This is a genomic window from Mesorhizobium sp. RIZ17 (assembly GCF_051127865.1).
Taxonomy (GTDB): domain Bacteria; phylum Pseudomonadota; class Alphaproteobacteria; order Rhizobiales; family Rhizobiaceae; genus Mesorhizobium; species Mesorhizobium humile.
The window spans coordinates 2,498,948-2,524,051 of record NZ_CP147861.1 but is presented as its reverse complement, the minus strand read 5'-3'; the positions used below and the strand labels follow the sequence as shown (position 1 = coordinate 2,524,051).

Here is a 25,104-nt window from a genome sequence, read left to right as displayed (position 1 = left end):
TCGGGACTGCCCGGCATTCGACGAGGCGCTGTTTGCGGGTAGCGGATTGCATGGACATTGCGCATGGCGGAGCTTCACGAAAGAAAAGGCTGGCGCCGTCGGCGAGAACTGGCGCCATGTTTGCGCAATCTTGGCGCGATAGCCGGCCGGCGATGGATTGTAAGAAGTGGGACTGCAAGAGGTCTTGAATGCGTATCCTGCTGGTCGAGGACGAGCCGGAAATGGTTTCGGCGCTGCGGGCGGCGCTGAAGCGGCACGACATGGTCGTCGACCATGCCGGCTCGCTGCTTGAAGCGGAAGGGTTCGTCGCCGTCGACGGCTACGACGCGATCCTGCTCGACCGGCAACTGCCCGACGGCGACGGGCTGACGCTGGTGCCTAAGCTTCGTGCCGCAAGGAACATGACGCCAGTGCTGATGCTGACGGCCAGAGGCGACACCGGCGACAAGGTCGACGGGCTCGACATGGGCGCCGACGACTACCTGGCCAAGCCCTTCGCCTTCGAGGAATTGCTGGCGCGGCTCAGGGCATTGCTGAGGCGCCCGGCGGCGATCGAGACGCAGACCATCCGCGCAGGCCATCTTTCGCTCGATGTCGGCCATCGCGAGGCCTCGATCCGTGGTGAGCCGCTTACCCTGCCGCGCCGCGAACTGCTGGTGCTGGAAGCGCTGATGCGGCGAACGGGGCGCATGGTGCAGCGCGAGGCCCTGATGGAGGCCGTCTTCGGGCTGGACGACGAGATCCAGTCCAACGCGCTCGATACCCATGTCTCGCGGCTGCGCCGCAAGCTTGCCGAGGCCGATGGCGGGGTCGTCATCAACGGTATTCGCGGCGTCGGCTACCTGCTGCGCGAGATCACATGAGTCTCAGCCGGCCGCGTTCGCTGAAATGGAGCCTGGTGCTGCGCATCGCCATCCTGCAATGCGTGATGCTGACGCTGCTCATCGCCGGAATCATCGGCGCAATGCTCGCCACCGGCATGATACCGCACGACTATGAGGACGGCACGATGGACGTGTTGGCGGATGCAGTGGCGCGCGACGCCAATGGCGCGCTGGTGCTGAAGGAAAATTCCGGTCTGGCTAGGCTGCGTTCGGATGTCCCGGACCTCTGGTTCATCATCCGAGACAAGCAAGGGCACCGGCTTCAGGAAGGGACCGTGCCGGTTGCCTACCAGCCTTTCGTGGGACTGCTGGACAATATCAGCGACGCCCGCATCGACCTTGCGATGGGCGAGGCCGCCCCGCCCGGCGGAAAGATACGCTGGACCGACACCGCGGCCGGCAATGTCCAGATCATGAGCGGCACCAAGGGCGGGCTCTCGCTGCTGCGCGTTCTCGGGCAGGCGCCAGCGCTCTTCCTGCAAGGGATCTTGCCGCTGGCCGGGCTGATGGCGCTGGCGACGCTGTTTGCGACTCCCTGGGTGGTGCGCGGCGCGCTTTCCGGCCTCGGGCGCGCGGCCACCGCGGCAGGCCAGATCGACATCGACAAGCGCGGCGTGCAACTGCCGCTGGATGGCGTGCCGAAGGAAGTCACGCCGCTGGTCGACGCCGTGAACGCGGCCTTGTCGCGGCTCGATGCCGGCTATGAGCGACACAAGCGCTTCCTGACTGACGCCGCGCATGAACTCCGAACGCCGGTCGCCATTCTCAACACGCGGCTTGCATCGTTGCCGGCAACGCCGGAACGCGCCAGGCTGCTGCAGGACGCCGCGCGACTATCGACGCTCGCCGACCAGTTGCTCGACCTGCAGCGGCTCGACCGCCAAGCCGAGCATTTCGGACCGGTCGACCTCGTCACCCTTGCACGCACCGTCGTGGTCGACCTCGCGCCGATGGCTTTCGCCGCCGGCTACGAAATGTCGTTTGAGCCAGCCAGGGAAAAGCTCATCGTGCGCGGCGACCGCACGGCGATCGAACGCGCCGTGACCAATCTCGTCCAGAATGCGATCGACCACGGCGGCAAGGCCGGCCACATCACCATCCGCATACGCCCGCCCGCGATAATCGAAGTGCTCGACGAAGGCGGCGGTGTGCCGGCATCCGAACGCGAGCGCATCTTCGAGCCCTTCTACCGCTTGCATCCGCAGGACCATGGCGCCGGCCTCGGCCTCAACCTGGTCCGCGACCTGATGCAGCTGCATGGCGGCAAGGTCGAGGTGCTCGACGGCACGGCGGGCGGCGCCTGTTTCCGGATGATCTTCCCGGCCTGACATCCGGCCGATTGCGATGGCAGTCGAACGGAATTTGACAGCGGAATGATTCGTAACTAACTAAGTTACATGAAACGCAACAGCCGACTGTCCTCGACCCTGCACATCCTCGTCCATATGGCCGATGCGCCCGACCGGGCGCTGACCTCCGAAGAGCTTGCCGGCTTCATCCACACCAACCCGGTGGTCGTGCGCCGCACCATCGCCGGGCTGCGCGAGGCCGGCATCGTCACCTCGTCGCGCGGCCATGGCGGCGGCTGGCAGCTCGGCCGCGCGCCGGACAAGATCTCGCTGGCCGAGATCAGCGCGGCGCTCGGCGAAACGCTGTTGCCGTTCAGCACCGAGCCGGAAAGTCCCGGATGCCTGGTCGAGCAGGCGGTGATCGCCGTGCTCGACGACTTTCGCCTAGAGGCGGAAAGGCTGCTCACTGAGCGGCTCAGCCATATCACGCTGGCCGATCTGACGGCCGACTTCCGCCGCCGTTATGACCTGATTGGAGTATCCAGCCATGCAGTATGATGTGATCATCGTCGGCGGCAGCTTTGCCGGCCTGTCCGCCGCCATGTATGCGGCGCGGGGGCGCCGCAAGGTGCTGGTGATCGATGCCGGACAGCCGCGGAATCGCTTCGCCGAACACTCCCATGGCTTCTTCGGTCAGGACGGGCGGGCGCCGTCGGACATTCTCGACGAGGCCAGGGCACAGCTGCTTGCCTATCCCACCGTCAAGGTGATCGACGGCTGCGCCGAGCGGGCCGCCGTCACGGGCACCGGCTTCGAGGTCGAGATGGACAATGGCGAGGGTTTCGGCGCGACGCGGCTGGTGCTCGCCACCGGCGTCCGGGACATCCTGCCGGACGTCCCCGGACTGGTCGGGCAGTGGGGCAAGACGGTACTGCATTGCCCCTATTGCCACGGTTACGAGGTGGCCGGCGGGCCGCTCGGCGTGCTGGCGACCGGACCGATGTCGCTGCACCAGGCCGAACTGATTTCCGACTGGGGCGACGTCACGCTGTTCGCCGACGGCTTGTTCGAACCGGACGCGGACCAGGCGCGGGCCCTGGAGAAGCGCAACATACGGTTCGAGCCTGACAAGGTGAGCGAAGTGCTGGACGACGGCTCCGACGGCCTGCTCATCAGGTTCGAGGGTAATCGCAGCGCGAGCGTGCGGGCGCTGTTCACCGCGCCGCGCAACGAAATGGCAAGTCCGCTCGCCGAGCAGCTGGGCTGCGCCTTCAACGAAGGCCCGCTCGGCCGGGCGATCGTCGTGGACGACAAACAGCAGACATCGGTGCCAGGTGTGTTCGCAGCCGGCGATGCCGCGCGCATGATGCACAACATCGCCTTCGCGGTGTCCGGCGGTGCGATGGCCGGGGTTGCGGCGCATCAATCGCTGGTGTTCGGCTAGGGGTGTGTTGATATTCAGGTGATGCCGGCCTGCAAATGGCGGCTTCCTGCGCTTCCGGTGCTCACGTACTTAAAAGTACGCTCCGCTCCGGCCTTCGCCGGCCGAAGCCCTCATAAGGGTCTTCGCTCCATGAAGGCTACGGCCGGCGTAGGCCGGTTCTCGGAACCCACCATTTTCGTCTCGGCCTGACCCGAATCTCAATACACCTAGTCCGGGCGAGATCAGGCCGTCGCAATGGTCAAGCGCGCCCCGGCCTGGGTCAACGCGGCGGTTATGTCGGGCGGCGGCGACTGGTCGGTGGCGAGCTCGGAAAAGCCGTCGAAGCCGCAGACCCGGACCAGCCCCTGGCGGCCGAACTTGGTATGGTCGGTGACGACCAGCGAACGCTGGCCGCGCGACAGCACCATGCGAGCGAACTCCGCCTCCTCCAGCTCGTAGTCGGTGAGGCCGGCGGCGGCATCGACCGCGCCGATCGAGATCACGGCATGATCGACCGAAAAGCGGCTGACGAACTCGATCGCCGTAATGCCGAAAGCCGCGCCTGAATCGCTGCGCAGCTCGCCGCCCGCCATATAGACCTTGTTGCCGTTCACCGTCGCCAGCGTGCGGGCAATGTCGGAGGAATTGGTGACCACCGTCAGCCGGCGGTGGCCGAGCAGCTCGCGCGCGAGGAAGGACGTGGTCGTGCCGGTATCGAGCATGATCGCCTCGCCGTCGCGGATCGTGGCCGCGACCATCCTGGCGATCAGGCGCTTGGCTTCGGCATTCTCGCGCATGCGCCGCTCGAACGGCGCCTCGCCCACCATCGAGGCAAGGCCCACGGCGCCATGCATCTTCAGCACCGACCCGTCATCGGCGAGCGGCTTGACGTCGCGCCGCACCGTTTCCAGCGAGACTCCGAGACGTTCGGCAAGGCTGGCTATGGTGATCGTGCCCTCCTCGTTGAGGAGCCGCAGGATCTCGCCATGCCGTTTCGAGTGGATCATGTGGATGTCCGGGGTTTTGCCCGAATTTAAAGCTTTGACAACGCTTTGAAAGGAGTTGCTTATATTTTCGGGCAAAACACCCAAAAAAGGTCACAGCTTTTGATTGACAGTTCCGCCACACCGGCATGAGAGTGGTTGCAAGTGACAGGCTCGGAACTGCTAACGGGAGGGTGATGGCAGAGCCGCAACCTAGTGACCATGTCGCCTGGAAACAGCCAGGCGCGAGCTTTTATCGAATCCGCGGGGGCGGATGCCGGGATACCATGCCTGGCCAAGGGGCTCGTCGGTGCGGTGCGGGATACCGATCCTGGCGTCTCGCACCGACGAGGCTTTTTCATATTTTCCCATCCTCGTTTTCCGCGGGACCGGCTGAGGCTGGAGCGAAGCCGTGAGCGCCGAAGACCGCATCCGCGCCCTGCCGTGCTGGAACGGCAGCATCGAGATCGAGCCGCTGCCGGGCGGCCTCAGCAACGCCAATTTTGTCGTCACGGATGCAGCCGGGCGGCATGTCGTGCGCTTCGGCCAGGACTTCCCGTTCCACCACGTCTTTCGCGAGCGCGAGGTGATGACGGCGCGGGCGGCGTATGCGGCGGGCTTCGCGCCAGCCGTGCATTATTCCGAGCCCGGCATCCTGGTGACGGAATTTCTCGGCGCCAAGACTTTCCTGGGAGAGGATGTGCGCGCCAACCTCGGCCGCGTGGCGGCGCTGCTGCGCGGCTTTCATCGGGAGATGCCGAACCACGTCTCCGGCGCCGGCTTCATGTTCTGGGTGTTCCACGTCATCCGCGACTATGCGCGCACGCTGGACGAAGGCGGCAGCCGCAAGAAGAGCGAGCTGCCGCGCTATCTGTCCCTGGCCGACGAGCTCGAGCGGGCGCAGAAACTGTTGCCGATCGTCTTCGGTCACAACGATCTTTTGCCGGCCAATATTCTCGACGACGGCAAGCGGCTGTGGCTGATCGACTTCGAATATGCCGGCTTCAACACGGCGATGTTCGACCTCGCCGGCGTCGCGTCCAATGCCGGCATGAGTGACGACGAATCCTTCGCCTTCATGACCGCCTATTTCATGAAGGAGCCGGACGGCGAAATCCGCCGCTCGCATGCCGCCATGCAATGCGCCTCGCTGCTGCGCGAAGCGATGTGGAGCATGGTATCCGAGCTCTATCTCGACGCGCCCGGTATCGACTATGTCGCCTATACCGAGGAGAACCTCGTCCGGCTCGACGCGGCGCTGGAGAACTACCGGACGAAATACGGGACCAAACCATGACCTTGCCCAGCCATGCCGAAATCGTCGTCATCGGCGGCGGTATCATCGGCTGCTCCACCGCCTATCACCTGGCGCGCGACCACAAGGCGGACGTGGTGCTGCTCGAGCAGGGCAAGCTGACCTCGGGCTCGACCTGGCACGCCGCCGGCCTGGTCGGGCAGTTGCGCTCCTCGGCCTCGATCACGCGCGTGCTCAAATATTCGGTCGAGCTCTATAAGGGGCTGGAGGCCGAGACGGGCCTGGCTACCGGCTGGAAGATGACCGGCTGTCTGCGACTGGCGACCAACGCCGACCGCTGGACCGAGTTCAAGCGGCTGGCGACGACAGCCAAAAGCTTCGGCTTGGATATGCAGCTTTTGTCGCCGGCGGAAGTGAAGCGCATGTGGCCGCTGATGGATACCGGCGACCTGGTCGGCGCCTCGTGGCTGCCCACCGACGGGCAGGCAAGCCCCTCCGACATCGCCCAGTCGCTCGCCAAGGGCGCGCGCATGCATGGCGCGAAACTGTTCGAGGACGTGCGCGTCACCGGCTTCACGATGAAGGACGGCCGCATCGCGGCGGTGAAGACTTCGAAAGGCGACATCGCCTGCGACAAGGTGGTGAACTGCGCCGGACAGTGGGCAAGGCAGGTCGGCGCGATGGCCGGCATCAACGTGCCGCTGCAGCCGGTCAAGCACCAGTACATCATCACCGAGAAGATCGAGGGGCTGGCCAACGACGCGCCGACGATCCGCGACCCCGACCGCCGCACCTATTTCAAGGAAGAGGTCGGCGGGCTGGTGATGGGCGGCTATGAGCCCAACCCGCAGGCCTGGGCAACCGGGCTTCCCGCGGGCGACGTCCCCAACGACTGGGAATTCCGCCTGTTCGACGACGACTACGATCATTTCGAACAGCATATGACCCAGGCGATCGCGCGCGTTCCGGCCCTGCAGACCGCCGGCGTCAAGCAGATGATCAACGGGTCGGAGAGTTTCACGCCGGACGGCAATTTCATCCTCGGCGTCGCGCCCGAATGCGCCAACATGTTCGTCGGCGCCGGCTTCAACGCCTTCGGCATCGCGTCGGGCGGCGGCGCCGGCTGGGTGCTGGCGCAATGGGTGGTCGACGGCGAGGCGCCGCTCGACCTGTGGGTGGTCGACATAAGGCGTTTTTCAAGCCTGCACCGCGACCGCGACTGGGTCCGCGACCGCACGCTGGAAGCCTATGGCAAGCACTACACGATCGGCTTCCCGCATGAGGAATATCTGACCGGACGGCCGCGCATCGTCTCGCCGCTCTATGAGCGGCTGAAGACGCACCGCGCCGTGTTCGGCTCCAAGCTGGGCTGGGAACGGCCGAACTGGTTCGCGCCGGACGGCACGGCCGCCGAGGACGTCTATTCGATGGGCCGCCAGAACTGGTTCGGCCCGGTCGGCGACGAGCACCGGCATGTGCGCGAGAAGGTCGGCATCTTCGACCAGTCCTCCTTCGCCAAATACGAGCTGACCGGCGCCGACGCGCTGAAGGCGCTCGACTGGATCTGCGCCAACGACGTCAACAAGCCGGTTGGGCGGCTGACCTACACGCAGCTTCTCAACACGCGCGGCGGCATCGAGGCCGACCTCACCGTGTCGCGGCTCGGCGAGGACCGGTTCTACATCGTCACCGGCACCGGCTTCCGCACGCATGACCTGTCCTGGATAAGCGATCATATCGGCTCCGGCCTCGACACGAGGCTGAAGGACGTCACGGAGGAGTACGGCACGCTGTCGCTGATGGGACCCCTCGCCCGAGAGGTGCTGGCTGCGGTGATGGATGCCGACGTCTCGAACGCCGCCTTCCCCTTCGGCCATGCGCGTGAAATCCAGATTGCCGGCCATACCGTCAAGGCGCTGCGCGTCACCTATGTCGGCGAACTCGGCTGGGAACTGCATGTGCCGATCGCCGCCACCGGCGAGGTTTTCGATGCGCTGATGGCGGCGGGCAAGGCGCATGACATTCGCCCGGTCGGCTACCGGGCGCTGGAATCGCTGCGACTGGAGAAAGGCTATCGCGCCTGGGGCTCCGACATCACGCCGAACGACACGCCGCTGGAGGCGGGGCTCGGCTGGGCCGTGAAGCTTCGCAAGAACACCGATTTCGTCGGCCGCAGGGCGCTGGAGACAGCAGCCGGCAAGCCGCCGACGAAACGCTTTGCCGGCTTCACGGTGGACGACCCGGCGATCGTGCTGCTCGGGCGCGAGACGATCCTGCGCAATGGCGAGCCGGTCGGCTACCTCACCAGCGGCGGCTACGGCTACACGGTGGAGAAGAACATCGGCTACGGCTATGTGCGCAACGCCGACGGCATCAGTGACGATTTTCTTGCCTCGGGCGACTATGAGCTGGTGGTGGCGATGGAGCGCGCGCAGGCAAAAATCCATATCGAGCCGATGTATGACCCGGCCGGAGCAAGGATAAAGGCCTGATCCGCGCAGAGCGGATCAGCTGACGCGCAACACAAGCCCCCTGCTCGGCACGGTATCGGTTTCGCCCGGCATCGAGGCATAGGGCGCCGTTTCCTCGACGCGCTTCAACCTGCCCTGGGCTTCGAGCCCGGCGATGCGCTCGGCGAAGCCGGCCTGCCACAGCGTGTTCTTGACGGTCAGAACGATGACGCCGCCTGGACGGCAGATGCGGATCAGTTCGTCCAGTCCCTCGACCCCGACATGGCCCGAGGTGAAGACGCCCGCCGAAATAATGCCGGCATAGGCGCCGTCGGCGAAGGGCAAAGCGTCGCCCATCGCCAGGCGATGCAGCGCCGCGTAGACGCCCTTGGCGCCTGCCTTGTCCAGCATGCCTTGCGAGATGTCGAGCGCCTCCACCCTCGGATAGCCGGTGATGGCCAGCCATTCGCCGATCAGGCCGGTGCCGGCGCCGGCATCGAGCAAGGGTTCGGCGCCGCGCGGCAGATGCCTGGCCAGCAGCGCCAGGCAGATCGTCGGGTGGCGATAGCCGGCGGCCGACATGTCGGCGTCATAGGTCTCTGACCAGCTGTCATAGATCGCGGCCACTTCCTCTGGTCGCTTCGCCGCATAGGCCGCGCTTAGCGAGCCGCTGTGCTTGCCGTCCGTCATTGTCGCTCCCGAAGCCGATTCATGTGCGGAGGATCATAGCCAAGCCGTTAAAACTGTGGAACCGTCCGAACAGGAACAATGGCGTGAAGGGGGCGCGACATGACCGACGAGCTGCGCGCGGCGCTGGCGACGATTCCGGCGCTGGCGGGCTATGACGGACCGCTGCAGCGTTTGGGTGGCCTGACCAACATGGTCTACAGGGCCGGCGAAGCGTGCCTGCGCATTCCCGGCAAAGGCACGCAAGAATATATCAACCGCGCCAACGAGGCAGTGGCGGCGCGCGAGGCGGCCAGGGCCGGCGTCAGTCCCGAAGTGCTCTATGCCGATCCGGCATCCGGCCTGATGGCGACGCGCTTTATCGCCGGCGCCGAGACGATGTCGCCCGAGACGTTCAGAACGCGCAAAGGGAGCCCCGCCCGCGCGGGCGAGGCTTTCCGCAAGCTGCATGCTTCCGGCGCGGTGTTTCCCTTCCGCTTCGAGCTGTTTGCAATGATCGACGACTATCTCAAGGTTTTGTCGACCAAGGATGTGGCGCTGCCCGCCGGCTATCACGACGTGGTGCGCGAGGCAGGCGGGGTGCGCGCGGCGCTTGCCGCGCACGCCATCCCGCTTGCCGCCTGCCATTGCGATCCGCTGTGCGAGAATTTCCTCGATACCGGCGATCGGATGTGGATCGTCGACTGGGAGTATTCCGGGATGAACGATCCGCTGTGGGATCTCGGCGACCTTTCGGTCGAGGGCAACTTCGACGCGGGCCAGGACGAGGAGTTGATGCACGCCTATTTCGGCGGCGAGGCGCGGCCGGCCGAGCGTGGGCGGATCGTCATCTACAAGGCGATGTGCGACCTCTTATGGACGCTCTGGGGGCTGATACAGCTCGCCAACGACAATCCGGCCGACGATTTCCGCGCCTATGCCGACGGCCGCTTCGCGCGCTGCAAGGCGCTGATGGAGACGGCGGAATTTTCGCGTCATCTCGCGGCTGTGCGCCTGGGCTAGTGCTTAATTCACGCCCTTCGGCACGTTCTCAGGCGGCACCACGGTTTCCACCACCTTCTGGCGATGGAAGATGAATATGCCGGCAAGCACGACGATGGCCGCGCCCACCAGAATACGTGGCCCCGGGACATCGCCGAAGAACACGAAGCCGAAGACCACAGCCCACAGAAGCAGGGTGTAGTGGAGCGGCGCCAGCGTCGAGGCCGGCGCCAGTTTCAGCGCCCTTGTGATCATCAGATGGGCGGCGCAAGAGACGACGCCGAGCAACAGCATGGCCCCGAAATCGAGCGCCGACGGCGTATTCCAGGCGCCGATGGTGAGCAGGCCGCCGACAACCAGCGTGCCGATCGTCTGCCAGGTAACCAGTGTGGTGTCGCTGGTGCCGCGCAGGAGACGGCCGAGGATGATGGCGAAGCCGAAGGCGATGCTGCCGACCAGCGCGAAGGCCGAAGACAGCGAGAAAGCCGCCGAGGACGGCTTCAGGATGATCAGCACGCCGCAGAAGCCGACCAGGATCGCCAGCCAACGGCGCCAGCCGACCTTTTCGCCAAGCAGGAGGTGGGACAGCGCCGCGACATAGATCGGCCCGGCCATGTAGAAGCTCATCACGTCGGCCAGCGGCAAATAGACGACCGCAGCGTAGAAAAGCCCGGTATCGGTGGTGGTGGCCACGACGCGCAGGAACTGCAAGAGCGGCCGGTCCATATGAAACAGCCTGGCCGTGCCCTGGTTGGCGATCATCGGACCCAGCACGATGAAGGCGCCGATCGAGCGGATGAGCACCACCTGTCCGACGGAGAAGGAAGCGACCAGCCATTTGCCCATAGCGTCGTTCAACGCGAACATGAAGTCGCCGGCCAGCATCAACAGAATGCCGGCGAGCAACATGTTCCTGATCGTGAAATTGCGGGCGATGGTCTGAGCCATGCCGCTCCGTAGCCGCAAGCGGCCAGTTTGACGAGGGAAAATCATAAGACCAGCGCCGGGCGCCGGAACTTCGTCATCCACGGGCGGAGCGGAAGCGAAGCGGACGCGCAGACCCGAGGATCCATGCCGTGACCTCGCGCGAAGGGCAGAGGCGGCGCAGGGCTTTTCTGCACCGCTGCGACGCTTGGAGGTAACGGCATGGATTCTATGGTCTGCGCTGCGTCGCTTCGCTCCTTGCTCCGCCATAGAATGACGAAGTCACGAGCGTTCCGCCGCTAATGCGACGGGTCAAACCGGACGCAGAGACCTACGCTGTTTTATGCCTGCGGTTGACGCTCTCCGGCCGGCCGGCGATCGACAGCCGCGTTTCCTGCCTGGTCCGCTCAGCCACGACCTTGCCCCTGGCGATGACGCAGAGGCGTTCGGGGCGCAGGCGAACGGCCTCGATCGCATTGCCGGCATCGAGCACGACGAGGCTCGCCCGCTTGCCGACGGCGAGACCCAGATGATCCAGGCCCATGATGGCGGCGTTGACGTTGGTAACCATGTCGAAGCAGCGCGCCATGTCGGCCGGGCTCGACATCTGCGCGACATGCAGGCCCATGAAGGCGACGTCGAGCATGTCGGCCGTGCCCAGCGAATACCAGGGGTCGAGCACGCAATCCTGGCCCCAGCCGACGCGGATGCCGAGCGCCTGCATCTCCTTGACCCGGGTCAGGCCGCGCCGCTTCGGGAAAGTGTCGTGGCGCCCCTGCAGCATGATGTTGATCAGCGGATTGGGGATTGCCGACACGCCGGCCTCGGCGATGAGCGGCAAAAGCTTCGAGACGTAATAATTGTCCATCGAATGCATGGAGGTGAGATGCGAGCCGGCCACCCTGCCCTGCAAGCCGAGGCGCTGCGTTTCATAGGCCAGTTGCTCGATATGGCGCGACAGCGGATCGTCGGTCTCGTCGCAATGCATGTCGACCATCAGGCCGCGCTTGGCGGCGATCTCGCAAAGCTCCGTGACCGAGCGCGTGCCGTCGGCCATGGTGCGCTCGAAATGCGGGATGCCGCCGACGATGTCGACGCCCATGTCGAGCGCGCGGATGGTGTTCTTCAGCGCTGTCGGCGAGCGATAGAGGCCGTCCTGCGGAAACGCGACCAGTTGCAGGTCGATATAGGGCGCGACGGTTTTCTTCACGTCGAGCAGCGCTTCCGCCGCGAGCAGCCGGTCGTCGCAGACGTCGACATGGCTGCGGATGGCGAGCAGGCCCATAGACACCGCCCAATCGCAATAAGCGAGCGCGCGCTCGCGCACCGCTTCATGCGTCAGAAGCGGCTTCAACTCGCCCCAGAGCGCAATGCCTTCGAGCAGCGTGCCTGACGCGTTGATGCGCGGGATGCCGTAGGAGAGCGTGGCGTCCATGTGGAAATGCGGATCGACGAAGGGCGGCGCGACCAGATTGCCGCGGGCGTCGACCTCGGTCGACGCGGTGCCCGGCAGTTTCTGCTCGATCGCCCGGATGGTTTCGCCGGCAATGCCGATATCGGCAATCCTGCCGTCCGGCAGCGTGCCGCCGCGCACGATGAGGTCGAAATCCATCCGTCGTCACCCTTTCCCAAGAATCGGCAAATCATCGTGGCCGAAAAGACAGGCTGGCGCAGCCTTTTCTTTCCTCGGCAGCCGAAAGGTTCCATCGCGCCGCAACTCGCTCTATAAGCCGCCTCTCGCCCTCGTGGCGAATCCGAATTTCTCGCAGCCAGACACAGGATCGGCCGTTGTTTCGCTTCTTCCGCTCGACGGAAAACCAGCGCCTCATCGCAAGGCTGGTGAGGGAGTCCTTCCATGAGCACAAGTTCGGCTATTCCGCCGCCATAGCTTCGATGCTCGTGGTGGCCGCCATGACCGGCGCCAGTGCCTGGATCCTGCGCGAGATCACCAACGAATTCGTCGTCTTCAAGAGGCTCGACCGCGTCAACATGATCGCGGCGGGCGTCGCGGGGATCTTCCTGCTCAAGGGCTTCGCAACGTTCGTGCAGGCCTATTGCATGAGCCGTGTCGGCAACGCCATCATCGCCGACCGGCAACGCAAGATCTACGATCGCATCCTGGCGCAAGGCATCGAATTCTATCATTCGACCTCATCGGCCGACCTGATCGCCCGCATGACCAACAACGCGCAGGCCGCGCGTGGCGTGCTCGATCTTGTCGTCACGTCCTATGTGCGCGACCTGGTGACGCTGGTCGTCCTGGTCGGGGTCATGATCTGGCAACAGCCGGCGCTCTCGCTGATCTGCTTCGTCGTCGGGCCGGTGGCGATCTACGGCGTCAACCGCATCCTGAAGCGGGTCCGCAGCATCGCTGCCATGGAGTTCCGCTCGCTTGGGCAGATCGTTCATGTCATGCAGGAAACGGCGATCGGTGTACGCGTTGTCAAATCCTTCAACCTTGAAGGCGCGATGCGCAAACGCATGTACCAGGCCGTCTCCGACGTCGAGAACCGCGCCAACAACATCGCCACGCTGGAGGCGGCCACCAGCCCGGTGATGGAAACCATTGCCGGCCTGGCAATCGCCGGCGCGGTCTTTGTCAGCGGGTTCCTGGTGCTGCAGGGCGGGCAGATGCCGGGCAATATCATGGCCTTCATCGCGTCGCTGCTGCTCGCTTATGAGCCGGCAAAGCGGCTCGCCCGGGTACGCATCTCGCTCGAGACCGGCATCGTCGGCGTGCGCATGATGTTCCAACTCGCCGACCGGCCGCTGACACTCGCCGAGAAGCCCGGCGCCACGCCGCTACAACCCGGCCCGGGCGAAATCCGCTTCGACGATGTCAGCTTCGCCTATCCGGAAAGCGCGCCGGTGTTCGAAGGGTTCGACCTGACGCTCGAGGCCGGCAAGATGACGGCGCTGGTCGGGCCGTCGGGCAGCGGCAAGTCGACGATCCTCAACCTGATCATGCGCATGTACGACCCGCAGACCGGCAAGGTGATGTTCGACGACCAGGACATCTCGTACGCGACGCTCGATTCGCTCAGGCAGAAGATCGCCTATGTCAGCCAGGATACGTTCCTGTTTGCCGGCACGGTCATGCACAATATCCGCCTCGGCCGCGAGGGCGCGACGGATGAGGAGGTGATCGCCGCCGCCAAGGCCGCCAACGCGCATGAGTTCATCAGCGCCATGGCCAAGGGCTACGACACGGAGGTCGGCGAGAACGGCTCGCTTTTGTCCGGCGGCCAGCGCCAGCGCATCTCGATCGCGCGCGCCATGCTGCGCAACGCCGAGATCCTGTTGCTCGACGAGGCGACCAGCGCGCTCGACGCGGAATCGGAAGCGTTGTTCCGCGACGCGCTGCAGCAGCTTACCGTCGGGCGCACGACCATCGTGATCGCGCACCGGCTTTCCACCGTGCACCAGGCCGACACCATCGTAGTGCTGGAAAAGGGCAAGGTGGTGGAAAGCGGCCCGCACAAGACCTTGCTCAAGCAGGGCGGGCTCTACCAGAAGCTTTACGAATATCAGCTGATGCCGTGACGGCGGCGCCCTCTCCTTCTCCCCTTGCGGGAGAAGGTGTCGCCGAAGGCGACGGATGAGGGGTGTTCCAGGGAATGCCGGCGCCTCGCTCCGCTGGAGCACCCCTCATCCGTCTCGGCGCTATCGCGCCGATCCACCTTCTCCCACAAGGGGAGAAGGGAAGATCTCTCACTCCGGCACTTTCCTGACCGCGCCCTTGTCGGCGCTGGTGGCGAAGGCAGCGTAGGCGCGCAGCGCCGTCGTCACCTTGCGCTTGCGCTTTTCGGCCGGCTTCCAGGCATCGGCGCCCTTGGCGTTCATCGCAGCCCGGCGAGCTTCGAGCTCGGCGTCGCTGACCGCCAGGCGGATCGTGCGGTTGGGGATGTCGATCTCGATCGTATCGCCTTCCTGGACCAGGCCGATCGCGCCGCCTTCGGCGGCTTCGGGCGAGGCATGTCCGATCGACAAGCCGGAGGTGCCGCCGGAGAAGCGGCCGTCGGTGATCAGCGCGCAGGCTTTGCCGAGGCCCTTCGACTTCAGATAGCTGGTCGGGTAGAGCATCTCCTGCATGCCGGGGCCGCCGCGCGGTCCCTCATATCGGATCACGACGATGTCGCCGGCCTTGATCTCGTTGCCGAGGATCGCCTTGACGGATGCGTCCTGGCTTTCGAACACGCGGGCCGGGCCAGTGAATTTCAGGATCGACTCGTCGACGCCGGCGGTCTTCACGATGCAGCCGTCGAGCGCCAGATTGCCCTTGAGCACCGCGAGGCCGCCATCCTTGGAGAACGGCGTCTTGGCCGAGCGGATGACGCCCTTCTCCCGGTCGGTGTCGAGATCGTCCCAGCGGCGGTCCTGGCTGAAGGCAACCTGCGTCGGCACGCCGCCGGGAGCGGCGCGGAAGAAGTCACGGACGTTCTCGGCGGAGGTGCGCGAAATATCCCAATGGTCGAGCGCTTCGCCGAGCGTGGCGGTATGCACCGTCGGCAGGTCGCGGTTGATCAGGCCGGCATGGTCGAGCTGGCCGAGGATCGCCATGATGCCGCCGGCGCGATGGACATCCTCCATGTGGACGTCGGACTTGGCCGGCGCCACCTTGCACAGCACCGGCACCTTGCGCGACAGCCGGTCGATGTCCTCCATGGTGAAATCGACCTCGCCCTCATGGGCGGCGGCAAGGATGTGCAGCACCGTGTTGGTCGAGCCGCCCATGGCGATATCGAGCGCCATGGCGTTCTCGAAAGCGCCCTTGGAGGCGATGCTGCGCGGCAGCGCCGTTTCGTCGTCCTGCTCGTAATAGCGCTGGGCGAGATCGACGACGAGATGGCCGGCCTCGACGAACAGGCGCTTGCGGTCGGCATGGGTGGCAAGCGTCGAGCCGTTGCCGGGCAGCGACAGGCCCAGCGCTTCCGTGAGGCAGTTCATCGAATTGGCGGTGAACATGCCGGAGCAGGAGCCGCAGGTCGGGCAAGCCGAGCGCTCGATGACCTTGACGTCTTCGTCGGAGATCTTGTCGTCGGCTGCCGCGACCATGGCGTCGACCAGGTCGAGCGCCTGCGACTTGCCGGCCAGCACCACCTTGCCGGCCTCCATCGGTCCGCCGGAGACGAAGACGGTCGGGATGTTGAGACGTAAGCTGGCCATCAGCATGCCGGGGGTGATCTTGTCGCAGTTGGAGATGCAGACCATGGCGTCGGCGCAATGCGCGTTGACCATGTATTCGACGGAATCGGCGATCAGCTCGCGCGAAGGCAGCGAATAGAGCATGCCGTCGTGACCCATGGCGATGCCGTCGTCGACGGCGATGGTGTTGAACTCCTTGGCAACGCCGCCGGCCTTCTCGATCTCGCGCGCCACGAGCTGGCCGAGGTCCTTCAGATGCACGTGGCCCGGCACGAACTGGGTGAAGGAATTGACCACCGCGATGATCGGCTTGCCGAAATCACTGTCCTTCATGCCCGTGGCGCGCCACAGGCCGCGGGCGCCGGCCATGTTGCGGCCATGGGTGGTGGTGCGGGAACGATAGGCAGGCATTGGATTGTCCTTGGCTTGGCTGGCCGCGCCGATGCGCGGCGGGCGGCGCTTAAATTTTGGTCGGCAGCGGTTATAGCGATCACGGCCCGGCATGACCACCATTTTGCACTGCGCCAGATTCTTACGAAAAAACCGCAGGCCTGTGTCGGATCGCGGGCCGCATAGCCGTCCTTGGGCAGACGGGACGGCACCATTTACGCAGTCAGCCGTTTGACCTTAACCGCAAAAAAGAAGCATTCGGAGGAAGACGCATGCAAAAGATCACCACCTGCCTGTGGTTCGACGGCCAGGCCGAAGAGGCGATGAACCATTACACCTCCATCTTCAAGAATTCGAGGGTACTGAGCGTCATGCGCTGGCCAAAAGGCCACGCTGACGAGGGTAAAGTGCTGGTGACCACGTTCGAGTTGGACGGCGTGCCGTTCCAGGCGCTGAACGGCGGGCCGCAGTACAAGTTCACCGAAGCGATCTCGCTGTCGATCGACTGCAAGACGCAAGCCGAGGTCGATCATTTCTGGACACGGCTTACCGAAGGCGGCGGCGAGCCCGGCCCGTGCGGCTGGCTGAAGGACAAGTTCGGCGTTTCATGGCAAGTCGTGCCGGAACAACTGCCCCGGCTGCTCCAGGATCCGGACCGGGCCAAGGCCGGGCGCGTGATGGACGCCATGATGAAGATGGGCAAGATCGAGATCGACAAGCTCGAGGCGGCGGCGAAGGGGTGAGCATAGGTAGTGAGTGGTGAGTAGCGAATGGTGAATGGTGAATGGTGAATGGTGAATGGTGGTGAAGATTAGCTGACCTTTCCCTACCAACTACCTACTATTCACTATTCACTACTCACCATTCACCAGAATCACGCAGCTTTATCACGCACCTGATAGTCCTTCACCGCGGTGAAGCGGATCGCTTTCCAGCGCTCGGCTTCGTAATTCAGCGAGAAGGCGTGCTGGGCGAGGAAGACCGGATCATTGTCGAGGTCGCGGGCGATGTCGCCGCGATGGGCCTCGATGAAGCGCTGCACTTCGGCCTTGTCATCGGCCGCGATCCAGCGGCAGACGGAAAAGCGCGACATCTCGAAGTCGACCGGCAGCGTGTATTCGATGTTCAGCCGCTCCTTGAGCACGTCGAGTTGCAGCGCGCCGACGACGCCGACGATGGCCGGCGAGCCGTCTTCCGGCGAGAACAGCTGAACGACGCCTTCCTCGGCCATCTGGTGCAGCGCTTCCTTGAGCTTCTTGGCCTTCATAGCGTCGCCGAGGCGCACGCGGCGCAGGATTTCCGGAGCGAAATTCGGCACGCCGCGGAACAGGATCTCTTCGCCCTCGGTCAGCGTGTCGCCGATGCGCAGCGTGCCGTGGTTGGGAATGCCGACGACGTCGCCGGCGAAAGCCTCATCGGCGGTGACGCGGGTGCGGGCGAAGAAGAACTGCGGCGCGGACAGGCTCATCGGCTTGCCGGTGCGCACCAGCTTGGCCTTCATGCCGCGCTCCAGCTTGCCCGAACAAACGCGGACGAAAGCGATACGGTCGCGGTGGTTGGGGTCCATGTTGGCCTGTATCTTGAAGACGAAGGAAGTCATCTTGTCCTCCGTCGCCTCGACCGTACGCTCATCGGCTTCCTGGGCGCGCGGCGGCGGGCCGTAGGCGCCGAGCGCCTCGATCAGGTCGCGCACGCCGTAATTGCGCAGCGCCGAGCCGAAATAGACCGGCGTCAGGTGGCCCTCGCGAAACGCTTCCACGTCGAGCGGACGGCAGGCTTCCCGCGCGAGTTCCAGTTCCTCGATGAAGGCTTCGCGCTCGTTATCCGGCAAAAGCCCGGCGACGCGGTTGGAATCGGGGCCGTTGACCGGCGTGCGCTCCTTCTCGTCGTCGCCGCGGCGCACCGCGTTCTGGGCCAGGTGGTAGGTGCCCGAAAAGGTCCTGCCGCGGCCGATCGGCCAAGTGACGGGCGCGGTGTCCAGCGCCAGCTTCTGCTCGATCTCGTCGAGGATCTCGAACGGATCGCGGCTCTCGCGGTCCATCTTGTTGACGAAGGTGATGATCGGGATGTCGCGCAGGCGGCAGACCTCGAACAGTTTCAGCGTGCGCGGCTCGATGCCCTTGGCGGCGTCAATGACCATGACGGCAGAATCCACCGCCGACAGCGTGCGGTAGGTGTCGTCGGCGAAATCCTCGTGGCCGGGCGTGTCGAGCAGGTTGAAGACGTTGTCGCCATATTCGAAGGTCATCACCGAGGTGACGACCGAGATACCGCGTTCGCGCTCGATCTTCATCCAGTCGGACCGCGTCTGGATGCGGTCCTTCTTGGCCTTGACCTCGCCGGCGAGCTGAATGGCGCCGCCGAACAGCAGCAGCTTTTCGGTGAGCGTGGTCTTGCCGGCGTCAGGGTGCGCGATGATCGCGAAAGTGCGGCGGCGCGCAACCTCTTCAGGTATCGTTTCAGGCATTTCTTTTAAGGCGTTCCGTGTGACAGGCGGCGCTTCTACCAGTGTGGCGCCGGCCTGTCGACATGGGTGGGCACGCCTCGTGCCTGCCGCTTCGGCTCAAGCGAGTTCGGCTGCGCTCTCCGCCACGGCAATCTGAGGCAGCCAGCCGGCAATGGCCTTGCCGATCGCATCGGGGTGGTCTTCCTGCAGATAATGGGCGCCCGGCCCCAGATCGATGAAGCGGCAGTTCTTCAGTCCCGCCGCGAATTCCATTGCCGCCTGGGCCGAAATCAGAGCGCCTGGATCGCCGGCGAACAGCAGCTTTGGATATGAGGAGAGCCGCAGCGCCCGGTGGTCATGCGCGCTGATCGCGGCGACATCCGCTGGCTGGTTCTCGATCGGCAGTTCCCGCGGCAAGCGCAGGGCCGGCTTGCGCGACTGCGGGGTCGGGAACGGCGCCCGGTAAGCATCCATCTCCTCCTCGCTCATCTTGCGCAGGACGGAAGCAGGCAGGATCTTTTCGACAAAGACATTGTCCTCCAGCACCAGCTTCTCGCCGGCACCAGGGGTGCGCAACGCCTTGAACAGCTCGCGCGCCTGCGGACGCTGGTGGAAATCCTCCCAGCGCTCGAAGGGCCGGATGAATTCCATGAAGGCAAGGCCGAGGACACGCCGTGGCCGCCGCGCCGCAAAATGGAAGGCCAGCGCCGTGCCCCAGTCCTGGGCGACGATCACCAACTCCTTGAGGTCGAGTGCCTCGATGAAGGCGTCGAGATAGCGGACCTGATCGAAGAACCTATAGTCGATATCGGGCTTGCCCGACTGGCCATAACCGATCAGATCTGGCGCGATGCAGCGACCGAACGGCGCGACATGCGGTATGATGTTGCGCCATATGTAGGAGGAGGTCGGATTGCCGTGCAGGAACAGCACTGTCGGTCCGGTCGTCCCGGCCTCCAAATAAGACATGGTGGAATCGAGCACGGCGACTTCAGAGCGCCGCAGCGGTTGTTTATCAGTCGTCGAATTCATCCGTATCACTCCCTTCCGAACACAGTGCTGAAGATGATTTTCTTGAACCGCTCGAGCGGTTCCGGGCTGCGCTGGACCTTCATGCACAGCATGGCGCCCTGCCAGGACGACAGCAGGAAATCGGCAAGGTCCTCCGCATCGAAGGCCGTGGTGATCTCGCCGGCCGCCTGACCCTCCGCGATGCAGGCCGCGAAGGGCCGGCGCCAGCGCTCGAAAATGTCGACCAGCCTGAGCCGGAGCGGTTCGCTGTGGACGGCCGTTTCCAGGCTGAGATTGCCGATCATGCAGCCGCGCGCCAAGTCATGCGCCTCGAGCTTCGAGGTGATGACGTCGAGATAGCGGCCCAGCCTGCCGACGGGCGGCGTGCCGTCACGCGCCAGCGCGCTTTCCACCAAGCCGCTGACATAGGCGAAGTAGCGTTCCAGCACCTCGCCGGCGAAGTCTTCCTTGGAGGCGAAATGGTTGGTGAACGAGCCCGGACGGGCGCCGGCCGCGGCTACGATGTCGCGGACGCCGGCTGCGGTGTAGCCGGAATTCCAGATGGTCTGGAAGCCGGCCTGGAGAAGGTTTTCGCGGAGTGATTGTCTAGCCATGGCGGTATAATACGTACGTACGTATTTGTGTCAAGCGCAGAAGTTTGCGTTGGCAAAAGCTCCCGCAAATGGCAGGTGGAAGACCTCACCGGGAAGAGAATGGAGAACAACGTGGCAAAAGAAATCATCGTCATCGGCGCCGGCATCATCGGCGCTTCGATCGCCTGGCATCTGACGAAGGCCGGCGCGCGGGTGACGGTCGTTTCCGAGAGTGGGGCCGGCGGTGTCGCCACACCCAATTCCTTCGCCTGGATCAATGCCAGTTGGGGTAACCCGGAAACCTATTTCCGGCTGCGCATCCGCGCGCTGGCCGAATGGAAGAGATTGGCAACCGATCTGCCGGAACTGCCGCTCACTTGGTGTGGCGGCCTGTGCTGGGACCTGCCGGCGGACAGGCTCGAAGCCTATGCGGCCGAGCATTCGTCCTGGGGCTACGGCATCGAGCGCGTCGACCGCGAACAGGCGGCGCGCATTGAGCCCAACCTTACAGAGCTTCCCGATTTCGCCCTCCATATCGCCGAGGAAGGCGTGGCCGAGCCGGTTGCGACCGCGGCGGCACTGCTGGCCGATGCCGAACTGCGCGGCGCGCGGATCGTCACGGAGACCGTCGATGCCTTGGCGCTGGTCAACGGCAAGGTCACGGGCGTCGTCGTTTCGGGCGCGAGCATCTCCGCCGACGAGGTGGTGATTGCAGCGGGCGCCGGTGCTCCGGCGATCGCCGCGACGGCCGGCGTCAAGGTGCCGATCGAGGCGCCGCCGGGCCTGATCGTGCATTCGCGCCCCTACAAGAAGCTGCTCAACGGCCTGGTGCTGGCCGAAAGGCTGCATATGCGGCAGACTGCGGAGGGCCGGATCATCGCCGGCTCGGATTTCGGTGGCGGCGACCCGGGCGACAGCCCGGAGGGCACTGCGCGCGAGCTGTTCGCGGGGATGAAGGCGATGCTCCACGGCGCGGATGGACTGGAGTTCGACTTCCACACGGTCGGCTACCGCCCCACCCCTGTCGACGGCTTTCCAATCGTCAGCCGAGCCGATGGCGTCGGCGGTCTCTATATCGCCGTCACGCATTCGGGCATCACGCTGGCGCCGGCTATCGGATTGTTCGCCGCCCGCGAAATTCTCGACGGCGAGCGCGATGCGCTGCTTGCGCCTTACGCCTTGTCGCGCTTCGTTCAGTAGCCCGGCGGCCGGCGGAAGCCGCCGGTGAGCGGCGCGATCGCCGCCGCAATGCCAAGCAGCCGCGCTTCCGACCAGTGGCGGCCGACCAGTTGCAAACCGATCGGCAAGCCATTGCTGTCCTGCCCGCTGGGTATCGCGACTGAGGGATGGCCCGAATAATTGAACACTGCGCCATAGGCGGGCAGCATCCAGTAGCTCTCGTCCTTGCCGTCGATCTTGAGCGGGCTTCCCGGCTTGCAATGCGGGAAGGCGGTCGTCATGGCGACGGGACACAGCAAAGCGTCGCAACCTTCGAAGAAGCGCTCCCAGGCCAGGATAGACCGATCCCGGCGGGCGAGCGCAGCAAACCAGTGCGACACCGGTGTCGGTTGTTCGGGCGGCTCCGGCTGCGCGGCCTCAAGCATCATGCCGATCAACTTGGCACCCTCGGCGAGGTCGTCATGCAAATCGAGCTTCGGCAATCTTGCTTCCTCGACTTTCGCTCCAGCGGACGCGAGTTGCTTGGCCAGCCTCTTCACCGCCGCGCTGATTTCGGAGGCAACCGGAAATCCGGGGAAAGCGTCAGCAAAGGCAATGCGAAGAGATTTCAGATCGAGCTTCGGCATCATCTCTACGGAAACCGGCGGCAAATCAGTGTCCGCTCCGTCCGGCCCGGCGATGATGCGATAAATCAGCGCCAGATCCTCGGCGCTGCGCGCCAGCGGGCCGACGCAAGACATCAGCCGGACGCTGCGTGGCGCACCGTCCGGATCGGGAAAAGCTCCGGCGAGCGAGACGCGATGCTCGGTCGGCTTCAGGCCATAGACGCCGCAGAAGGCGACGGGCAGGCGGATTGAATCCTGCATGTCGGTGCCGACCTCGAAAGGCGTCATCCCCGCCGCGACCGCCGCCGCGGCACCGCCGCTGGAGCCGCCTGCGGTGCGCGACAGGTCCCAGGGGTTGCCTGTGTGACCGAAGAGCGGATTGTCCGACTGCCAGTCGCCCAGCATCGTGGCGACGTTCGTTTTGCCGACCAGGATGGCGCCGGCTGCCTTCAATCGCGCGACGACCGGACTGTCCTGCCTGGCCGTATGGTCGGCGAAAGGCGGAAAACCGGCGGTTGTCCTCACGCCCGCCGTCTCGTGCGCGTCCTTCAGGGTGAAAGGCACGCCATGCAGCGGCCCGAGCGTGTCACCGCGAGCCTGCGCCGCATCGGCTTGCCTGGCCCGTTCGCGTGCTCCCTCCCGATCGAGGATGACGACGGCATTCAGCGCCTCGTTGTGCCGGTCGATCTGCGCCAGATGCGTATCGAGCGCCTCGACTGCCGATATTCTGCGCGCCGCGATCGCTGTGGCGATTTCGGCGATCGAAGAGAAGACAAGGTCCATGGCGAATGCTCCGGCTTCGGCCACTCGCTACCAAAATGGAGGATCGTGCGACGGCTTCAAGCCAAGTTCAGCATCGGCAAGACGGCGCCGCTTGATCGAAATTGCGGTTCAGCCGACCAACGCGAGCGAGGCCACTGCCGGCGCGAACGGCCGAATGCCGGTGCCGCCCCCCGTCATGGTGACGAAGCTCGCCGGAGGTATCGCCTGCCACTCGCCGCCGTTGCGGTCGAACGGCTCGGACACGATGCAGCGGCCGCCGTTGCGGAAGACAGAGGTGTAGAGCGTGGGCGCATGATCGTCGGTGGCATAGCGCACGGCGTATAGCGCCTCGCCATCCGAGAACGCGGCGGTGAGTTTCAAAGAGGGCTCGATACCGGCCCGGCGCGACGTCTCGATCACGCGGCTGGTCGCCCGCGACACCGCGCCCTGCGGATCGCCGGACAATCCTTCGTCGAGCATCAGCAGGAAAAAGAGCTCGGAATCCGTGGTGCCCTCGCGCTGGTCGAAGACCGCGTCGGACAGCGAATTTTCCAGCGCGCGGCGGATTTTTTCGAAACCGCCGATCTGGCCGTTATGCATGAACGACCAGCGGCCGGAGATGAAGGGATGGCAGTTCATGCGGCTGGTGGCGCCGCCGGTCGAGGCGCGCACATGGGCCAGAAACAAGCCGGATTTTATCTGCCGGCACAGGCTCTTCAGGTTGGGATCGGACCAGGCCGGCAGGATGTCGCGGTAAAGGCCGGGCTCGGGCCTGTCGCCATACCAGGCAAGGCCGAAGCCATCGCCATTGGTCGGCGACTTGGCTTCCTGCGCGCAGTGGCTTTGGGCGATCAGTGAGTGGCAGGGCGCGGTGATGATGTCTTCGAGGAAGACCGCTTCACCAAGATAGGCCGCCCACCGGCACATCGCATTCCACCTTTATCAGGCGCGATCCATCAGAGCTTGAGGCTCCTTGGCCGCGTGTGAGCCTCTGTTGTGCGTGCGTTCATAGAGCTCGCGAACGATTCGGCTCGCCGTAGTTTCGAACAGAAATGGCAAGAAAGCGTGAACAAGCGCAGCACCCGCGGCCATCGACAAGCGCGAACAGAACCAGGCGGCGAAGGCCATGTGGCCGAAATAGGTCTCGCCGACCTTCTCCGGGTGAGACGTGAAGAGCGCCGTAAACCGTGTCGTCATGGTGATCCCTCCTGCCGGGATGAGTCCCGATGATGAGTATCTTGCCACAAGGCTTCGGTTCATCGGTCCCAAATCGTCCTTGCTTTTTGCTATTTTGTGGGACATTCATCCCAATATGTCACCAGAAATTGATGAGATCGATCGAAGATTGCTGGCCGAACTGCAACGCGACGGCACGCTTTCGGTCGACCAGCTGTCGGAACGGGTGGCGCTGTCGCGCAATGCCTGCTGGCGGCGCGTCAAGCGGCTGGAGGTAGATGGCGTCATCACAGGCCGCGTCGCGCTGGTCGACGCCGAGAAGCTGGGCCTCGGCCTCTCTGTCTTCATCCTGATCCGCACCTCCAACCACGACCCGGACTGGCTGCAGAAATTCCGCGCCGCGGTCACCGGCTTTGCCGAGATCACCGGCGTCTACCGCATGTCGGGCGACCTCGACTATGTGCTGAGGGCCCGCGTCGCCGACGTGAGGGCCTATGACCGGCTCTACCAGCGGCTGATCGCCAAGGTGGCGCTGTCGGACGTATCGGCCTCCTTCGTCATGGAGGAGATCAAGGAGACGACCGTGGTTCCGGTGGAATTGCGGTAGGTAGCCAAGGCCTCTCAACTTCGTCATCCACGGGCGGAGCGGGAGCGAAGCGGACGCGGAGACCCGAGGATCCATTCCGTTACCTTGATCGAAGGGCGCAGTGGAGCAGAATTCTGCACCGTGGCGGTGCGTCGAAGTCACGGAATGGATCCTCGGGTCTACGCGCGTCGCTTTGCTCCTTGCTCCGCCCGTGGATGACGACGTGATTGGCGTTTCTCGCCAATCGCCAAAGTAGATGGCCAGGTCATAGTCACGCCAGAAAGAAAGCCGTTGATAGCATGGCGGGCGAGTTGACCGAATCGCCGCTCGCGCCG

General features: G+C 64.7%; 22 protein-coding genes. 11 read left to right on the top strand and 11 right to left on the bottom strand.

Annotated elements, in window-relative coordinates; all coding sequences use genetic code 11:
* The first annotated feature begins 188 nt into the window (after positions 1-188).
* The 4 genes from WDX12_RS12340 (at position 189) to WDX12_RS12325 (ending at position 3,617) form a co-directional block, all read left to right on the top strand.
* Positions 189-863, top strand: a complete 675-nt coding sequence (locus WDX12_RS12340; RefSeq protein ID WP_320294377.1) for a response regulator transcription factor — start codon at positions 189-191, stop codon at positions 861-863.
* Positions 860-2,212 carry a sensor histidine kinase gene (locus tag WDX12_RS12335; protein ID WP_434725054.1) on the top strand — a complete coding sequence of 451 codons (1,353 nt, stop codon included), beginning with the start codon at positions 860-862 and terminating at the stop codon, positions 2,210-2,212. Before WDX12_RS12340 ends, WDX12_RS12335 begins: the two co-directional genes overlap by 4 nt.
* Positions 2,213-2,281: 69 nt before the next feature.
* Positions 2,282-2,731: an RrF2 family transcriptional regulator gene (locus WDX12_RS12330; RefSeq protein WP_320294375.1), complete on the top strand. Its 450-nt coding sequence runs from the start codon at positions 2,282-2,284 to the stop codon at positions 2,729-2,731.
* The gene (locus tag WDX12_RS12325) at positions 2,721-3,617 is read left to right on the top strand and encodes an NAD(P)/FAD-dependent oxidoreductase (protein ID WP_434725053.1); all 897 of its coding nucleotides are present in this window, start codon (positions 2,721-2,723) and stop codon (positions 3,615-3,617) included. Before WDX12_RS12330 ends, WDX12_RS12325 begins: the two co-directional genes overlap by 11 nt.
* Positions 3,618-3,838: 221 nt before the next feature.
* On the opposite strand, the gene WDX12_RS12320 is transcribed toward WDX12_RS12325, so the two are convergent.
* Positions 3,839-4,603: a DeoR/GlpR family DNA-binding transcription regulator gene (locus WDX12_RS12320; protein WP_434725052.1), complete on the bottom strand. Its 765-nt coding sequence runs from the start codon at positions 4,601-4,603 to the stop codon at positions 3,839-3,841.
* A gap of 388 nt (positions 4,604-4,991) precedes the next feature.
* Here WDX12_RS12320 and WDX12_RS12315 point away from each other — a divergent pair, with 388 nt between their 5' ends.
* Positions 4,992-5,876 carry a phosphotransferase gene (locus WDX12_RS12315; protein WP_434725051.1) on the top strand — a complete coding sequence of 295 codons (885 nt, stop codon included), beginning with the start codon at positions 4,992-4,994 and terminating at the stop codon, positions 5,874-5,876.
* Positions 5,873-8,326, top strand: a complete 2,454-nt coding sequence (locus WDX12_RS12310) for a GcvT family protein (protein ID WP_434725050.1) — start codon at positions 5,873-5,875, stop codon at positions 8,324-8,326. The genes WDX12_RS12315 and WDX12_RS12310 overlap by 4 nt, the downstream gene beginning before the upstream one ends.
* 15 nt (positions 8,327-8,341) lie before the next feature.
* Here WDX12_RS12310 and WDX12_RS12305 read toward each other — a convergent pair whose 3' ends face one another.
* Positions 8,342-8,974, bottom strand: a complete 633-nt coding sequence (locus WDX12_RS12305) for a class I SAM-dependent DNA methyltransferase (protein WP_434725049.1) — start codon at positions 8,972-8,974, stop codon at positions 8,342-8,344.
* Positions 8,975-9,073: 99 nt separating this feature from the next.
* On the opposite strand from WDX12_RS12305, the gene WDX12_RS12300 reads away from it, so the two are divergent.
* The gene (locus WDX12_RS12300; RefSeq protein WP_434725048.1) at positions 9,074-9,973 is read left to right on the top strand and encodes a phosphotransferase; all 900 of its coding nucleotides are present in this window, start codon (positions 9,074-9,076) and stop codon (positions 9,971-9,973) included.
* A 3-nt stretch (positions 9,974-9,976) separates the two neighbouring features.
* On the opposite strand, the gene WDX12_RS12295 is transcribed toward WDX12_RS12300, so the two are convergent.
* The gene (locus tag WDX12_RS12295) at positions 9,977-10,900 is read right to left on the bottom strand and encodes a DMT family transporter (protein WP_320294368.1); all 924 of its coding nucleotides are present in this window, start codon (positions 10,898-10,900) and stop codon (positions 9,977-9,979) included.
* Positions 10,901-11,207: 307 nt separating this feature from the next.
* Positions 11,208-12,488 (bottom strand): amidohydrolase family protein, encoded by a 1,281-nt coding sequence (locus tag WDX12_RS12290; RefSeq protein WP_320294367.1) that lies wholly within the window; start codon positions 12,486-12,488, stop codon positions 11,208-11,210.
* Between the two features lie 176 nt (positions 12,489-12,664).
* On the opposite strand from WDX12_RS12290, the gene WDX12_RS12285 reads away from it, so the two are divergent.
* Entirely contained in the window at positions 12,665-14,419 is a 1,755-nt protein-coding gene (locus WDX12_RS12285; protein ID WP_434725047.1) for an ABC transporter ATP-binding protein, read from the top strand.
* Positions 14,420-14,587: 168 nt separating this feature from the next.
* On the opposite strand, the gene ilvD is transcribed toward WDX12_RS12285, so the two are convergent.
* A complete protein-coding gene (ilvD, locus tag WDX12_RS12280; RefSeq protein WP_434725046.1) occupies positions 14,588-16,432 on the bottom strand; it encodes a dihydroxy-acid dehydratase in 1,845 nt (614 codons plus the stop codon).
* A 251-nt stretch (positions 16,433-16,683) separates the two neighbouring features.
* Here ilvD and WDX12_RS12275 point away from each other — a divergent pair, with 251 nt between their 5' ends.
* On the top strand, positions 16,684-17,154 hold the full coding sequence (locus tag WDX12_RS12275) for a VOC family protein (protein ID WP_434725045.1): 471 nt from the start codon (positions 16,684-16,686) through the stop codon (positions 17,152-17,154).
* Positions 17,155-17,285: 131 nt separating this feature from the next.
* On the opposite strand, the gene WDX12_RS12270 is transcribed toward WDX12_RS12275, so the two are convergent.
* From WDX12_RS12270 to WDX12_RS12260, 3 genes are all read right to left on the bottom strand, one after another.
* Entirely contained in the window at positions 17,286-18,878 is a 1,593-nt protein-coding gene (locus WDX12_RS12270; RefSeq protein ID WP_434725044.1) for a peptide chain release factor 3, read from the bottom strand.
* Positions 18,879-18,974: 96 nt separating this feature from the next.
* Positions 18,975-19,826 carry a haloalkane dehalogenase gene (locus tag WDX12_RS12265; protein WP_434725043.1) on the bottom strand — a complete coding sequence of 284 codons (852 nt, stop codon included), beginning with the start codon at positions 19,824-19,826 and terminating at the stop codon, positions 18,975-18,977.
* A 68-nt stretch (positions 19,827-19,894) separates the two neighbouring features.
* Complete coding sequence (locus WDX12_RS12260) at positions 19,895-20,482, bottom strand: TetR family transcriptional regulator C-terminal domain-containing protein (protein WP_434725042.1); 588 nt, start codon at positions 20,480-20,482, stop codon at positions 19,895-19,897.
* 111 nt (positions 20,483-20,593) lie between these two features.
* Between WDX12_RS12260 and WDX12_RS12255 the strand changes: the two genes are divergently transcribed.
* Positions 20,594-21,661, top strand: a complete 1,068-nt coding sequence (locus WDX12_RS12255; RefSeq protein ID WP_434725041.1) for an NAD(P)/FAD-dependent oxidoreductase — start codon at positions 20,594-20,596, stop codon at positions 21,659-21,661.
* Here WDX12_RS12255 and WDX12_RS12250 read toward each other — a convergent pair.
* The 3 genes from WDX12_RS12250 to WDX12_RS12240 form a co-directional block, all read right to left on the bottom strand.
* The gene (locus WDX12_RS12250) at positions 21,655-23,028 is read right to left on the bottom strand and encodes an amidase (protein ID WP_434725040.1); all 1,374 of its coding nucleotides are present in this window, start codon (positions 23,026-23,028) and stop codon (positions 21,655-21,657) included. The two genes, WDX12_RS12255 and WDX12_RS12250, sit on opposite strands and share 7 nt — an antisense overlap.
* A 108-nt stretch (positions 23,029-23,136) precedes the next feature.
* On the bottom strand, positions 23,137-23,934 hold the full coding sequence (locus tag WDX12_RS12245; protein ID WP_320294358.1) for a class II glutamine amidotransferase: 798 nt from the start codon (positions 23,932-23,934) through the stop codon (positions 23,137-23,139).
* 15 nt (positions 23,935-23,949) lie between these two features.
* Positions 23,950-24,204 carry a DUF6356 family protein gene (locus WDX12_RS12240; RefSeq protein ID WP_320294473.1) on the bottom strand — a complete coding sequence of 85 codons (255 nt, stop codon included), beginning with the start codon at positions 24,202-24,204 and terminating at the stop codon, positions 23,950-23,952.
* A 115-nt stretch (positions 24,205-24,319) separates the two neighbouring features.
* Between WDX12_RS12240 and WDX12_RS12235 the strand changes: the two genes are divergently transcribed.
* Positions 24,320-24,790, top strand: coding sequence for an Lrp/AsnC family transcriptional regulator (locus WDX12_RS12235; protein WP_320294357.1), 471 nt, complete (start codon positions 24,320-24,322; stop codon positions 24,788-24,790).
* The last annotated feature ends 314 nt before the right edge of the window (positions 24,791-25,104 follow it).

Bases quoted from the DNA above. Each gene is read 5' to 3' on its own strand.
- WDX12_RS12340 (WP_320294377.1), top strand. From the start codon at position 189: ATGCGTATCCTGCTGGTCGAGGACGAGCCGGAAATGGTTTCGGCGCTG.
- WDX12_RS12335 (WP_434725054.1), top strand. From the start codon at position 860: ATGAGTCTCAGCCGGCCGCGTTCGCTGAAATGGAGCCTGGTGCTGCGC.
- WDX12_RS12330 (WP_320294375.1), top strand. From the start codon at position 2,282: ATGAAACGCAACAGCCGACTGTCCTCGACCCTGCACATCCTCGTCCAT.
- WDX12_RS12325 (WP_434725053.1), top strand. From the start codon at position 2,721: ATGCAGTATGATGTGATCATCGTCGGCGGCAGCTTTGCCGGCCTGTCC.
- WDX12_RS12320 (WP_434725052.1), bottom strand. From the start codon at position 4,603: ATGATCCACTCGAAACGGCATGGCGAGATCCTGCGGCTCCTCAACGAG.
- WDX12_RS12310 (WP_434725050.1), top strand. From the start codon at position 5,873: ATGACCTTGCCCAGCCATGCCGAAATCGTCGTCATCGGCGGCGGTATC.
- WDX12_RS12305 (WP_434725049.1), bottom strand. From the start codon at position 8,974: ATGACGGACGGCAAGCACAGCGGCTCGCTAAGCGCGGCCTATGCGGCG.
- WDX12_RS12300 (WP_434725048.1), top strand. From the start codon at position 9,074: ATGACCGACGAGCTGCGCGCGGCGCTGGCGACGATTCCGGCGCTGGCG.
- WDX12_RS12295 (WP_320294368.1), bottom strand. From the start codon at position 10,900: ATGGCTCAGACCATCGCCCGCAATTTCACGATCAGGAACATGTTGCTC.
- WDX12_RS12290 (WP_320294367.1), bottom strand. From the start codon at position 12,488: ATGGATTTCGACCTCATCGTGCGCGGCGGCACGCTGCCGGACGGCAGG.
- ilvD (WP_434725046.1), bottom strand. From the start codon at position 16,432: ATGCCTGCCTATCGTTCCCGCACCACCACCCATGGCCGCAACATGGCC.
- WDX12_RS12275 (WP_434725045.1), top strand. From the start codon at position 16,684: ATGCAAAAGATCACCACCTGCCTGTGGTTCGACGGCCAGGCCGAAGAG.
- WDX12_RS12270 (WP_434725044.1), bottom strand. From the start codon at position 18,878: ATGCCTGAAACGATACCTGAAGAGGTTGCGCGCCGCCGCACTTTCGCG.
- WDX12_RS12265 (WP_434725043.1), bottom strand. From the start codon at position 19,826: ATGTCTTATTTGGAGGCCGGGACGACCGGACCGACAGTGCTGTTCCTG.
- WDX12_RS12260 (WP_434725042.1), bottom strand. From the start codon at position 20,482: ATGGCTAGACAATCACTCCGCGAAAACCTTCTCCAGGCCGGCTTCCAG.
- WDX12_RS12250 (WP_434725040.1), bottom strand. From the start codon at position 23,028: ATGGACCTTGTCTTCTCTTCGATCGCCGAAATCGCCACAGCGATCGCG.
- WDX12_RS12245 (WP_320294358.1), bottom strand. From the start codon at position 23,934: ATGTGCCGGTGGGCGGCCTATCTTGGTGAAGCGGTCTTCCTCGAAGAC.
- WDX12_RS12240 (WP_320294473.1), bottom strand. From the start codon at position 24,204: ATGACGACACGGTTTACGGCGCTCTTCACGTCTCACCCGGAGAAGGTC.
- WDX12_RS12235 (WP_320294357.1), top strand. From the start codon at position 24,320: ATGTCACCAGAAATTGATGAGATCGATCGAAGATTGCTGGCCGAACTG.